Annotated in this window: 13 protein-coding genes and 2 tRNA genes; 10 read left to right on the top strand and 5 right to left on the bottom strand. The window is 44.1% G+C overall.

The window, feature by feature from the left end; all coding sequences use genetic code 11:
- Positions 1–667: 667 nt before the first annotated feature.
- Positions 668–2254 (top strand): T9SS type A sorting domain-containing protein, encoded by a 1587-nt coding sequence (locus tag CJD36_RS20765; protein ID WP_105041137.1) that lies wholly within the window; start codon positions 668–670, stop codon positions 2252–2254.
- Between the two features lie 282 nt (positions 2255–2536).
- Here the strand turns inward: CJD36_RS20765 and CJD36_RS20770 are convergent, their stop codons facing one another.
- On the bottom strand, positions 2537–3529 hold the full coding sequence (locus CJD36_RS20770; RefSeq protein WP_105041138.1) for a c-type cytochrome: 993 nt from the start codon (positions 3527–3529) through the stop codon (positions 2537–2539).
- A gap of 178 nt (positions 3530–3707) precedes the next feature.
- On the opposite strand from CJD36_RS20770, the gene CJD36_RS20775 reads away from it, so the two are divergent.
- Together CJD36_RS20775 and lpxD are read left to right on the top strand one after the other, a co-directional pair.
- Positions 3708–4406, top strand: coding sequence for a YqjF family protein (locus CJD36_RS20775; protein WP_105041139.1), 699 nt, complete (start codon positions 3708–3710; stop codon positions 4404–4406).
- A 127-nt stretch (positions 4407–4533) separates the two neighbouring features.
- On the top strand, positions 4534–5550 hold the full coding sequence (lpxD, locus tag CJD36_RS20780; protein ID WP_105041140.1) for a UDP-3-O-(3-hydroxymyristoyl)glucosamine N-acyltransferase: 1017 nt from the start codon (positions 4534–4536) through the stop codon (positions 5548–5550).
- Between the two features lie 84 nt (positions 5551–5634).
- On the opposite strand, the gene CJD36_RS20785 is transcribed toward lpxD, so the two are convergent.
- The 3 genes from CJD36_RS20785 to CJD36_RS20795 all read right to left on the bottom strand — a co-directional run bounded on the left by CJD36_RS20785 (position 5635) and on the right by CJD36_RS20795 (position 7123).
- Positions 5635–6714: a PDDEXK nuclease domain-containing protein gene (locus CJD36_RS20785; protein WP_240609397.1), complete on the bottom strand. Its 1080-nt coding sequence runs from the start codon at positions 6712–6714 to the stop codon at positions 5635–5637.
- A 207-nt stretch (positions 6715–6921) separates the two neighbouring features.
- Positions 6922–6994, bottom strand: a tRNA-Phe gene (locus CJD36_RS20790).
- Between the two features lie 53 nt (positions 6995–7047).
- A tRNA-Phe gene (locus CJD36_RS20795) sits at positions 7048–7123 on the bottom strand.
- An 85-nt stretch (positions 7124–7208) separates the two neighbouring features.
- Here CJD36_RS20795 and pnuC point away from each other — a divergent pair.
- Genes pnuC through CJD36_RS20810 form a run of 3 tightly spaced genes read left to right on the top strand, consistent with a single transcriptional unit; the run spans position 7209 to position 8969 of the window.
- Positions 7209–7853 carry a nicotinamide riboside transporter PnuC gene (gene pnuC / locus CJD36_RS20800; RefSeq protein WP_105041141.1) on the top strand — a complete coding sequence of 215 codons (645 nt, stop codon included), beginning with the start codon at positions 7209–7211 and terminating at the stop codon, positions 7851–7853.
- Positions 7814–8446 carry a phosphatase PAP2 family protein gene (locus CJD36_RS20805; RefSeq protein WP_105041142.1) on the top strand — a complete coding sequence of 211 codons (633 nt, stop codon included), beginning with the start codon at positions 7814–7816 and terminating at the stop codon, positions 8444–8446. Before pnuC ends, CJD36_RS20805 begins: the two co-directional genes overlap by 40 nt.
- A complete protein-coding gene (locus CJD36_RS20810) occupies positions 8436–8969 on the top strand; it encodes an AAA family ATPase (protein WP_240609398.1) in 534 nt (177 codons plus the stop codon). Before CJD36_RS20805 ends, CJD36_RS20810 begins: the two co-directional genes overlap by 11 nt.
- Here the strand turns inward: CJD36_RS20810 and CJD36_RS20815 are convergent.
- A complete protein-coding gene (locus tag CJD36_RS20815) occupies positions 8966–10228 on the bottom strand; it encodes a GNAT family N-acetyltransferase (protein WP_105041144.1) in 1263 nt (420 codons plus the stop codon). The genes CJD36_RS20810 and CJD36_RS20815 overlap by 4 nt on opposite strands.
- 183 nt (positions 10229–10411) lie before the next feature.
- Between CJD36_RS20815 and CJD36_RS20820 the strand changes: the two genes are divergently transcribed.
- From CJD36_RS20820 to folK, 4 genes are all read left to right on the top strand, one after another.
- Positions 10412–11446: a hypothetical protein gene (locus CJD36_RS20820; protein WP_105041145.1), complete on the top strand. Its 1035-nt coding sequence runs from the start codon at positions 10412–10414 to the stop codon at positions 11444–11446.
- Between the two features lie 56 nt (positions 11447–11502).
- Positions 11503–12156 carry a hypothetical protein gene (locus CJD36_RS23535; RefSeq protein ID WP_205685665.1) on the top strand — a complete coding sequence of 218 codons (654 nt, stop codon included), beginning with the start codon at positions 11503–11505 and terminating at the stop codon, positions 12154–12156.
- An 84-nt stretch (positions 12157–12240) separates the two neighbouring features.
- Positions 12241–12699: a hypothetical protein gene (locus CJD36_RS20830; protein WP_105041146.1), complete on the top strand. Its 459-nt coding sequence runs from the start codon at positions 12241–12243 to the stop codon at positions 12697–12699.
- Positions 12700–12850: 151 nt separating this feature from the next.
- A complete protein-coding gene (gene folK, locus CJD36_RS20835) occupies positions 12851–13339 on the top strand; it encodes a 2-amino-4-hydroxy-6-hydroxymethyldihydropteridine diphosphokinase (protein ID WP_105041147.1) in 489 nt (162 codons plus the stop codon).
- Position 13340 lies beyond the last annotated feature (1 nt).

Consider the following 13340-nt stretch of genomic DNA (forward strand, 5'->3'; position numbering starts at 1 on the left):
ACTAGCATTGCGAACAGGCTTAATGCCCAATGACAAACCTCAGTCTTGTTCTTTACCCCTTTTCTTCTGCAATGATTCAATACCTAAATTATCTCTATTTACTTGCTATTGCAAACATAGGATGACCAGTTGGGGTGGGTATGTCGTGCGTTATGAAAAGTGGCAGCTTTTCGAAAAAGTGGCAGTTTTGTTTGTGGAGTTTTCGCTGAAGTGCTTTGTGGCTGAGGTTTTCAGGGTGTTTTAACAAACTGCTACTTTCTGCCACTTATTGCCACATACTGCTACTTTTTCCGCCACTTTTTTTTTGTACGTTACGACAACCTGAAGATTGCCAACCGCTACGACGTAATCTGAAGATTACGACGAACAATGCTCTACAGTGTACATTGGTGTGATTGGGTTCATAGATGTCAAAGAGCGGCGGGCAAAATGCCCGTTTTGAGTGCAAATTAATGTGCCATTTTATGTTCTGCAAATAAACATATCCACATTTTTGTGGATAACCTGGCGTAACATTTATTGGATCAATGGGTTAGGTGGGGTTATTTGAAGTGACATATATTTTTTGTTGTGGTGCAATAAAGGTGCAGACAAATATGCAGTAAAAACAAAAAACTCAGTATTTATACTGAGAAAACTGATAAACTGAGCGCGTATCTTTGTATATATGAAAGTTTATAAACTCATCATCGCTGTATTTTATTTTCTATTAGTTGGTAGTGCTCATGCACAGATAATAACTACTGTGGCTGGGAATGGTATGGGAGGTGGACCGCTAGGGGACGGAGGAGCCGCAACAGCTGCAAGGTTAGGATTGTTGGCATCTATTGCTTTTGATACTACAGGAAATATGTATATTGCTGATGGTAATAACCATCGCATAAGGAAGGTCGATGTAGCTACAAATATAATTACAACTATTGCAGGCACTGGAGTTGCTGGCTATAACGGAGACGGAATACTTGCAACAAACGCACAGCTAAATGTACCTGCATATATAGCCGTAGATCGTTTAAATCATTTATATATTTGTGAAGGAGGAAATGTTCGGATAAGAAAGGTTGATTTGAATACGGGATTAATTAGTACTTTTTTGGGCACAGGTATATTAGGCTATAGCCCCGATGGAACACTTGCTACAGCAGCAAATATTTCAACAGGTATTATCGCCCTTGACACATCAAATAATCTTTATTTTGTAGATAGCGGCGCAGGCGCGTACATCAGAAAAGTCGGGATAACTGGAATGTTAGAAACCGTAGGGGGAATAGGGGTAGTAGGATATTCTGGCAATGGGGGACCAGCTACAAATGCTAAGATTCAAGCTGGGGGTGTTTGTGCTAACAGGAGGGGTGATATATATTTTACAGATAGGTCTGCTTCTATACGAAAAATTGACATTATTACAGGAATAGTAACAAGGGTTGCAGGTACAGGCGACTCAATTGAAACACCTTATATTGATGGAATAGCTGCTACAGCAACGCATATAGGGGCATTTAATGTTGCTGTAGATGATAGTAACAATTTATATATAGCAGATTTTCGGAATCAAAGAATCGAAAAAGTTGGTACAGATGGCATCATACATAGTATTGCGGAAACCGGGGCATCGGGATTTAGCGGAGATAATAACCCTGCTACGGCAGCACAAATATCTTATCCAGAAGGAGTTGCATTGGACGAATGTAATAATGTGTATGTAGTTGATTTCAATAACAAACGGATTCGAAAGATCACTTACCCGCACACTCCAACGGTTACAATTTCTGCCGTTACCACAACAGCCATCGGGAGTACTGTAACTATCAATGCCAATATATCGGGCGCTGGTCGTCACTACTCCATAAAATGGTACAATAAAGGTGTCTTGTTCAATACTACCTCCGTGCCTACAGTAAGCTATACCAAAACGATGGTAGCAGATTCTATAACAGCAAAGGTATTTGGCTGTAGTGATTCTTCACTATCGCAACAGCTGGTGGTATGGGATACGCATTTAGGGGTGGGTAGTGTAGGGCAAGGTGGTGTGTCGGTTTTTCCTAATCCTGTTCGGGATGTTTTGTATGTAAGTGGTGTTAGGGAAAGTGCCCGGTATGTGGTGAGTGAGATAACCGGCAGGCAGGTGCTATGCGGTGCGTTTCAACCCGGAGATAATGGAGTGAATGTTACCAGCCTTTCCAGTGGTGTGTATTTGTTGCAATTGCAGTATGTCAATGGAGAGCGGGTGGTGTATAAGGTGATGAAGGAGTAGGGTGGTGTTCGTAGAGACGCAAGATTTTGCGTCTCCACCGCGACCCGGGCACATTGGTACGGGCGTCCATCACCGATTGTGTGGTGTGGAGACGCAAAATCTTGCGTCTCTACGTAAGTGATATGTTGTGACGTGTTTTTTAGAACTGGGTTTGCATATACAGACGTTCGATACCTTCGGCATCGTTTCCTAATTTGTTCCTGATTTTCTATAGACATGTGATGCCTTCAGCATCATGACATGCGAAATTATTTAAGTGGTCTATCTACTATGTACTATCTGCTATTTACTCGCTACTACCTCCGGCAAAAACTTCACCACTTCATTCTGCTTGGCAGGCAGGCTGCGCAGGTAGGTATAGATGGCGCCGAGGTCGCTGCGGGTCATGTGGCAATACATGTTCCAGGGCATTACGCTGTTGAATGCGCCACGGGAAATTGTTTGCGGATGGTAAGAGGAGTCTGCATAGGTTTTGAAGCGGTTCACAAAAGCTTCTTCTGTCCAGTTGCCAATACCGGTTGCCATGTCGGGGGTAATATTAGCTGATACTACAGTGCCACCGGTAGGTAGTTTAAAAGCACGGCCTCCGCTGAAAGCCAGTTCAGGTATTATCTGTCCCTGCTTTTCTTTGGTATGGCACTCGCGGCAAGCACTGGCATTGGTCAGGTATGCACCATAGGCAATACGGTTGCTCGTATCAGGTCTCTTTCCCGGTGTTGCTTTCTTGGGTATCACATTGATAATGATACTCATCGGGAAGTCGGAAACCGAAGCTGCAACTTCATTGGTGATCGGAGCCAGCGTGCGCAGGTAGGCAATGATGCATTTTACATCCTCAGGATCCATCGTCCCATAGTAAGGGTATGGCATCACCGTAAACATCGCCTTGCCTTCCTTGTTTACACCTGTTGTGATCACCCTGTACAATTCTCCGTCGGTATAACGGGCTATGCCCGCCGGTGTTATGTTTCGCGAGTAATAAACACCCGGAAATCCAAACTGCTGATCAAAACGTTCACCGCCTCTTCCCAGCGTTCCTTCTTTAAGCGGACCGGCATATTTGTTCCAGTCGCGGGTAGAGTGGCAGTCCATACAAGCGGCTACACTGTTGGCCAGGTAGCGGCCGCGCTCTACTTTTTCGGGAGTTTTATCTACTGTCATTACAGGTGCCTCACCCACATTGGGCAGTGCTGTTTTTACATAGCCTATTAGCCCGGCTACTATAACAATAACTATGAGTATTATGTAGCCTAATACTTTAAATGCCTTTTTCATGATTATGGTGATTTTTGAGTGTGTGGTGCTAAAATAAAAAACACTTCAGATATTCAATAATTTTTGATGCAGGTGTTTAGCGGAGTGGTGTGACGTGCGTAACTGAGTATGTGAAAGTTATTTTGTTGCTTGTGGGCGTATTGGCGTAATTTTTCATCGGCTAACACCATTAAGGTTCATGAAGAAGATACTGGCACAAACTGCACACCGGCCTTGGGCTATGCCCACCCATCCATGGCTCTATTACCAGGAGTGGAACCACTTAGTGTTTATGCATGCACGTGTGCCCGTAGATTGGCTTAAAGAGCACGTGCCGGCAGGCCTTACCATAGATACGTTCGATGGATCTGCATGGATATCTATTGTTGTCTTCCGGATGCAAAGGATAAGGCCACGCTTTTTGCCGCCTGTAAGTGCTTTGTCTGATTTTGGTGAGATCAATATACGCACCTACGTCACTGCAGGTGGGAAAGAAGGCGTTTACTTCCTGAGTATGGAAGCCAACAAAAAACTATCCTGCTATCTGGCCAGAACAATATCCGGCTTGCCTTACCAATACCAGCCCTTTGTATATACAGATCAAAAGCTCACCGGTCAGCTCATCTCTTTCAACTATGAGATAAAAGAGCCGATCCTGCACAAAAGTGCGTTCGATCTCTGGCTCACCGAGCGATATTGTCTCTACTATCATTACCGCAATACCATGCTCCGGTACAATCTCCATCACCTGGAATGGGCTTTAAGCGCGGCTTCAATAACTGATCTGCAACTGCATTACCCGCTGCTCGATTCACTACCAAAGCCCATAGTTCCAGAAGCATTCCATTTCTCACCTGGGGTAAGGGTAGCCGCGTGGAGTCCGGAGAAGGTGATTTGACAATTTGGCAATTTTAATAGGTATTGTGGGTGGAGGTTGCATGGAATTAATACTGCTACCATTAGAAACTCTACAGGATAATGCCTAAATTGGCAGCGAAACCAATTTAAAGACTCCACCACATTATATGGAATTTACAGCGCAGCAGATAGCAGGTGTATTGAATGGCACTATAGAAGGTAACCCCGATGCCAAAATATCTAAACTCTCTAAGATAGAACAGGGCGAACCCGGTTCAATATCGTTCCTGGCCAATCCATTGTACACTCAGTATATCTACAATACCGATGCCACATTGGTCATAGTTGGTAAAGACCTCGAACTGACCGCTCCTGTAAAAGCTACTTTGATTCGGGTAGACAATCCCGGTGGTGCTTTCGCAAAGTTGCTGGAGATGTATAATCAGGTGAAGTTGAATAAGTCCGGCATATCTAAGCATGCGTACATTTCAGAAAATGCAACCGTTGGTAACAACATCTACGCCGGTGAATTTGCTGTAGTAAGCGATGGTGCTAAAATAGGCAACAACGTAAAGATCTATCCACAGGTATTCATAGGTGAGAACGTGGTGATCGGTGATAATACAACCCTGTTTGCCGGTGTGAAGATCTATTCTGATTGTGTAGTTGGTAAAGACTGTATCATACATTCAGGCACAGTAATAGGTAGCGATGGCTTCCGTTTCGATCCTGCGGCTGAAATAAAGAAGATACCGCAGATAGGCAACGTAGTTATTGGTGACGATGTAGAACTGGGTGCTAACTGCGCTATAGATCGCGCTACACTGGGCTCTACTATACTGCATAATGGCGTCAAGTTCGACAACCTGGTACACATAGCCCATAACGTAGAAGTAGGGGAGAACTGCTACTTTGCCGCATGTGTTGTAGTGGCTGGTTCGACCAAGATAGGTCCTGGCTGTATGTTCAGCGGACAGGTAGGCGTAGTAGGCCATCTCACCATGGCAGGTGGTACAATTGTAACTGCACAATCGGGCATATCTAAGAGCATACCGCAAACAGGTACAGTACAAATGGGCAGCCCGGCATTTGATGCCAACAAATACCGCAAGGCATTCATTCATTTCCGCAACCTTGATTCAATAGTACAGCGTATATCTGTGCTGGAAAAGGCGGGGAAGTAACTTGGAATTGGGTCAATAGAGGGACGCACTGAGTAGTGAGTCACTTCATTTAACGAATACTGTGAGGATTTATTTGACATTGATTTACTCTTCCAGTAACTTATTTAGCTCATTTGTAAGGGTTGTTTTGTCGGGCAGGTATAGCTGATACTTGCTTAATAGTATTTGGTTGGTAATACTGGCAGTGGCATACTCTACTAATATATGATTATCGTATGCTCCAAGCAATATTCCTACTGGCTCATTATCACCATCTGTGGCCTCCTCTTTTTTGAAATAATTGAGGTACAGATTCATTTGTCCGATATCCTGGTGGTCTATTTCGCCACGTTTCAGGTCTATTAACACGAAGCATTTAAGTATGCGATGGTAGAATAAAAGGTCAACATGGAAATGCCGCCCACCTATGCTCATTCTGTATTGGCGGGCAATAAAGGCGAAACCTTTACCCAATTCCAGTAAAAAATGCTGGAGGTTCTCTATTATCTTTTGTTCCAATTCTGTCTCCAGATATTGGTGGCTTTCCGGTATTTGTAGAAATTCAAGTACAAAAGGATCTTTTATCAGGTCTTCAGGTGATTGTATTTCATGGCCCTTACCAGCAAGTTTTAATATACCTTCTTTATCCTTACTTAATGCCAACCTATGAAATAACATACTTTTCATTTGTCGCTTTAATTCCCGAACGCTCCATCTTTCTTTCTCTGCCTGCTTGCTGTAAAACATTATTTCCAGTTCATTTTCAGCCTTCAGTATCTCAAAATAATGTGACCATGTCAATAAGTGAGACAGTGTCTCACTATTTTGAAAAATTAAATAAATTTTTCTCATATACAAAAGATTGGAGCGGCTAAACCCTTTGCCATAAGCAGTTGTAAGATCAGTAGATAACCTATTGAACAACTGTGAGCCATATTCGGCTTTCTCATTACCTTTTTGTTCGAAGGTCACGATGTGTTTCCCTATCTGCCAGTAAGTTTGTACGAGTATAGTATTTACAGAATAGGCTGCCTTTTCCCTGCCTTGTTGTAACAGGAGTCCTATTTCCTCTATCAATAGTGGGTAAGTAGTCACATTGTCCATTACTGCTAATGTTTGGTTTAATGCTGTAAAGATATTAGGAAGACTGATAAAATTAATTACTGTCGTAGTGATGCTGAGCATGTCACTTGTCTACAGTAATATATTGCTGGTTTATGGTGGGCATACCGAACATGTCAAATGCCAGATCCGTCTTGAACGCTATTTAAATTGGGTTTTTGCCTAGGGTGTGCTTTGCTCTCTTTTTGCGTTCTTTGGTTGATCCTACTTTGCGCCTCTTCACCCACCCTCATAAAAAAAGCCTCCCGGATACCGGAAGGCTTATAAATGTGGTGTGAGCCGGGCTTGAACCGGCGACACCAGGATTTTCAGTCCTGTGCTCTACCAACTGAGCTACCGCACCATTTTAAAAAGAACTTTTTGACCTCAGCTACCAGCAAAAGATAACCTTTTGAGTGGTGGTGCGGGCCGGGATTGAACCGGCGACACCAGGATTTTCAGTCCTGTGCTCTACCAGCTGAGCTACCGCACCTTTTCCCGTTTTGGGATGGCAAAAATAGGATATTATTCCGATTATCCAAAAGGTTTCTCGCAATTCAGCAATATATTTGTCCGCCATGAGTCTGCACGATATTTTAACCTTACTGATCACACAAGCAAAGGCTACTCCCACGCTTGAGTGGATCGCCATCACAGCCGCTGTGGCAGAGGTTTTGCTGGCCCGGGCCAATAAGGTGTTGCTCTATCCGGCAGGGCTCATTAGCACGCTTATCTACATGTGGATATTCATACAACCCACAACCAAACTCTATGCAGATGCTATCCTGAATGTCTATTACTTCATCATGAGTATATATGGCTGGGTATTATGGAGTAGTAAGAACAAGGGCCATCAGTTGCAGATAACAGCCATCAACCGGAAAGAAACAGTGATGGTCATAGTCTTTGGTATGGCAGGCTGGGGTGTATTGTATCTAATGCTCACAAAATTGTTCCTACTACTGCCGGGTTATACGCCATCAGATATTGCAGTATGGGATGCCTTTATCTCGGCTACCGCATGGGTGGGTATGTGGCTGTTGGCTAAAAGAAAGGTAGAGAACTGGCTGTTGCTCAATATCTCTAACTTAGTAGCTATCCCTATTTACATCAATAAGGGCATGCCTTTTACTGCGGCCCTTACTTTATTTCTGTTTATTGTAGCTACTTTTGGGTACTTCGAATGGAAAAAACAAGCGCAAACATCTTTGGCAACTGCCTGATAATACTACTCCTCTGTATTACATGCCGCACCAGTGCCCAAGATGCCGACATCAATATCCTTAAAGACATTAACCTGAATAGGAACAAGTCTCTGGACAATGGCATGGCCACGTTGACCAATTCTGTTTACCCCATATCAGCAGCATTACCCATATCTGAACTGGTAGCAGGGTACGCCCGCCACGACAAGCAGCTCATTACCAGAGGGTGGACCACCGTGGCTGCTGTGGGGACCAACTTCATTGTTACATTCGGGCTGAAATATGGTGTGGATCGTCCACGTCCTTATATCACTTACCCCGAGTTGCAACCTTACAAACATAACAGAGATGCATCGTTCCCGTCGGGGCATACTTCCTTCTCATTTAATACTGCAACATCATTGACCATCCTGTTTCCCAAGTGGTATGTAGCTGTGCCGGCCTATGCATGGGCGGCTAGTGTCGGTTACTCCAGAATGTATCTCGGCATGCACTATCCTACAGATGTATTGGCGGGCGCTATCGTTGGTACAGGAACCGCCATACTTGCCGATAAAGGCAACAAGTGGTTACAACATCACAGAAAGAAAAACGCGCACATTGAGCATTAAGAAAATAGTGGTCATTGGTCCTGAATCTACGGGAAAGAGTACGCTTAGTGCAGCTCTGGCAGCTGCATTGCATACTGTGTGGGTGCCCGAGTACGCCCGTGCGTATCTCGAAAGCCTTGGCCGACCGTATGAAGAACATGATCTGCTTGCTATGGCACAAGGACAATTGCGTGCAGAAGATGAAATAATAAATCAGGCCAATCAATACCTAATCTGCGATACCGACCTGAACGTTATAAAAGTATGGAGCGAAAACACCTACGGGCATTGTAACAGAGAGATATTAGAGCAAATTGCACAAAGAAAATATGACCTGTATCTGCTCACCAATATAGACATACCATGGGAAGATGATCCGCTACGCGAACATTCCTCTCCCGAGTTGCGCAATTACTTTTACAATCAGTATAAGGATATCGTCATGAACAGCGGTGTGCCCTGGATAGATATTAGTGGTGATCATGAAGAACGAGTAAAATCTGCTGTTACTGCGATCAAACTCATTGAGCCATTGAGCAATTAAGCCATTGCGCCATTATCTTTCAGCGGGTTCCTCTGTTTCCACTTACTATTCTCCATAGCCGAAAAATACTTTACGAACCACTTCACCACAAAGTCCGGTATGTACTCCATTTTTATAAAGTAGCTGAGCTTCCTTGCCTTAGCGCCCAGGCTTGCCTTCGCATCAAATGAAGTACGACCCAGTTGCAATACTTTCTTGCCCGACAATATAGCTCTTTCCAGCCCCGAGAACAGGATATTGAAGTAGAGTTGGTAGGTATTGTTCAGTTCGTAGTTGAACCCGACATAATAGATATGGTAGTAGTCAACGCCGGTAAAAGCTGTATAGAATGCTATTAATTTACCATCGTTCATAAAGCCTATCACCTCAAAGCCATCTCCATACATGCGTTTCAGCTCGGTAAAATACCCCGGCTGTGGCTGTGTTAGCGTAAAGGGTTGCTGGTGAACAGTGGCAGAGAACAGACGGTCAATATCCTGCTCATACGCAGCTACTTCAGTCGTAGTCAGAGCTCTTAGTTCCAGCGGTGCTATTGCCGCAAGGGCCTTCTTTGCTCTCGTTTTATACTTCTTACTCAGGTCATTGAGATAGTCCGAGAGGGTATGCCAGTTGGCATCTACTTCCATGTCCATCACCTGGTCTTCAAATGGGGTAGAGTAGCCATTCTCACTGAGCAGTTGCTGCGCCTGCGCGGTAATTGGTGGTAACTCTTTCAGCACAATGGCAGTAGCACACTCGTCTGCGGCTATCTTTTCCGCTATGCCTGCTATGGCCTCTGTAGCCTCATCAACGGTAAACACTGAGTGGTCGTAACAATGGCTGGTGGTCTCATTACGCAGCACATTACCCAGCATTACCGCCTTCGCTTTCTTCAGGTTTACAAAGGCCTTCAGTATATGTTTTACAAATGCGCTGTTATTCTCGAGGTTAAAGTTGGCCGCAGTAAGTGTAAATATCTGGTAGTAGGCAAAAAGTACCGGCTTGCCATTTTTACTGATGACCACATACCTGATCGTTGCATTGGTCAACGTCTTTTCTAATAGGGCAAGGCAGGGATAAGAAAGCTCGGGTACATGGTCGGTATTAAGTGTATCGAGCGCTGTCTTTACATCAGCAATGTTCTTAGATATTTGTATTTGAAAAGGGTCTTTTGCGCTTAGCGTTGATGAAAAATGTCTTTTGAGCATTGAGGAGATAAGACAGTCGTTAAAAGTGCCGTCGGCTGAATTGAGTTTAAGGTCTTTATAAGTGGCACTCATTGATCATGTTTGTATCAAAATTAGTGAACTATTTAAAGACTTTTGCAACGAAACAGAAATGGAAAAGAACAGATAAATTAATAGAGTTTATTTTATCATCTTTCCCAGGGCTAAATATGCAGAAGTAAGCCGATTTTGGTTTATCTTTATTTGTAGCGTTTGTCATATCTATTCGCGCATTTTATGTCTCTTTTATCCCGGACTGTCACAACTGTTATCATAGTTATTGGTTTGATCATATCCGTTGCCCATGCGGGTGGAAAAAAGGGAGTAAAGAAAAAATACAACCTCGTAATTACTAATTACACCGAAGAGAATGACGTGTTGGTCAGACCGGTCATGAATGTCCCTGCCTCGTCTATCGGACAAATAGGTTTGACGCTCAATAAGCCATTTAATAAGGTTCGGGCACTACATGGACTGATACCCGGCAGGCGTTATCATGTGTCGCCGGATGGACGAAATGACACTGTTGATTTGATCGTTTGGAAGAGCAACGATTATACCCGTAAAAAACTCGCCGGCTGGTTTCTTAATGAGCCACCGGAAATTTTCCCATTCAGAGGTGGGAATATATCGATGCCTGAGGATACCTTGCTATTTAAAGATGATAGTGGCCGGAAAAATATCATTCTTTCATTCGCTACACACGATCTGGCGCCTATAGATGACCTAAGTACTGGTCGCTACGCTTGCGTTACGATGGGATTGGCGTGGTTTAGGGAAGAGAATAATAAATGGGTGCTGAAATATTTTACCCCCGGTATTGGCTGCTACGGTGCATTTCAGTCACTGCCTAAGTTAAACCTGATCAAGTTGGGCACAAACAACTACGCATGTTACCTACTTAATAGCAACGGTGGGCCGGGGCAGGTCTACTACTCAGGGTTATACGTTTTTGCAATTGTTGACGGACAGGTCAGAATCGTGTTGACCGAAGATGCTGTTGAGCGGACCAATACAATGTCTTCGACCTGGTATCCTCATTTAACTACTTTTAAAACTAAATCAGACAGCGTGTTTCGGCGATTATCTCTGAAGCTGGAAGGAACATTTAACCGTAATATCCCGAATCCAGAATACGACACAACCGATTCGCCCATAGAGTTGGCAAAGGCAATAATAGGCAGGGATAGTTTTGATTTTCGAGTTACCCGCTGTTTTGAGTACCGTAATGGTAAATACAGAAAAGTATCTTCCAGGTATAAAGTGAAATAGGAGCCGCGGCACAAAATTAATATGTACTTAAAAAGCCCCCATTAACTTCGGTATCTATGCAATTCGACCTCAATAACAAAGTAGTGAAACTCTGTGCCGATGGCATGAATGCTGAGGCGAAGGGCGATATTGATGCGGCAACCAGCTTGTTTCAGCAGGCATGGGATGCCGCTACCGATGATTTTGAAAAATTCACTGCCGCTCATTATATGTCGCGGAACAGGGAAGATGCATCTGTAGAACTTTATTGGAACGAGACCGCACTGGATCATGCACTGGCTATGACCGATGATGAAGCTAAATCGCACTATCCCTCACTCTATCTTAATGTTGGCCGGTCGTATGAGAAACTGGGGGACAATGAGCTTGCACGCCAACACTATCAATTGGCAGCCGAATTCAGCGAAAGTCTTGCTTCAGGGGGATACACCGATATGATCCGTTCGGGTATTAAAGCGGGTCTGCAACGCACAGGGGCTGCCCGGCCTGCCATGGAACTTCTCTCTAAGATGATAAATAAGTGGTGCGAGCAAAAAGCACTTCGGCCACTGTCGTTTGTATTGCCGGTGTTCGTTAGTTACCTGGGTACCGAACAAGACAGGAACAAGTTGATCAGCGCACTCAGCTACCTTAGTTCCACCCGCTGCCTTGATGAAAAAGACCAGCAAAATACAGATGCGCTTATTGCAGAATTATCGGCTGAGGAATAATTCGTAGTTGGCTAAATCGGGTTCATTCACAGAATTTTCCATCTAAAATGCCGGGAACATTCTAATTAATTATTACTTTGCTCTATGAAATATTCTTTCCTCTTTATACTGTTGCTGGTTTCTTCATCGGCCTGGTCGCAGGTATTGTTCAAATACGATTTTAAAGACTGCGAACCGGCAGATATATGCCTCTATTGTGGCGATGCGCCTGCAAGACCGCCCGTGAAGCTGGCCAAATACCTGCAGAAAAAACTGAACCGTGCACAGTTTGAATACAATGGCAAAGGCCGCCAGATGCTGTTCCAGGTATACATAGATGCCAAAGGCAAGTTATGTGTATTGAGCATTGACGATAAACATGATATGTGGCAGCTGAGAAAAGACATGCGCCTTGAGCTAAATAATATGCCTAACTGGATACCTGCTACTCTTTACGGGAAACCTACCCACACCTCTATGGTGTTGGAATTTACGTTCCACAAAGACTATTTCGATATTCGCTACATCAGCAAACGCCCGCAGGTAGATGGCAGGGTAATATAAATCGTTGCCTAATGAGAATGTCATGCTGAGCCGCGTCGAAGCACGACATTCGCTGTAGACGTATTTGTTTTGTAGACCCATAAAGGTTAGTGTATGACTGTCGTGGTTCGGCAAGCTCACCATGACAGTCATACACTAACATCAAAAAAACATGCACACCACATACCTTTCCCTCGGCAGTAACATTGGCGACCGCCAGGCGCTCATGACGCAGGCATTAGCTATGTTGGAAGTTACCGCCGGCAGGGTAGTCAAGCAATCGGCATTGTATGCCACCAAAGCATGGGGTATAACTGATCAGCCCGACTTCCTGAACATGTGTGCGGCAATAGAAACAGACCTTTCTGCACAAGAATTACTGGCTACTATCCTGCAAACCGAACGAAACCTGGGCCGCGAACGCAAGATCAAATGGGGAGAAAGGACGATCGACATCGACATCCTGTTTTATGATGATGCCATTATCAATGAGCATGACCTTATTGTTCCTCATCCTTATATTCAAGACAGGCGTTTCATACTGGTCCCAATGGCAGAGATAGCCCCCGATCTGGTTCATCCTGTTTTGAACAAGACAATTAACCGGTTATTGAAAGACTGCAAAGATGAGCTACAGGTGCAATGCCTTGACAAATCATAAA

Origin of the sequence: Flavipsychrobacter stenotrophus, assembly GCF_002954265.1 — a bacterium.
Lineage (GTDB): Bacteria > Bacteroidota > Bacteroidia > Chitinophagales > Chitinophagaceae > Flavipsychrobacter > Flavipsychrobacter stenotrophus.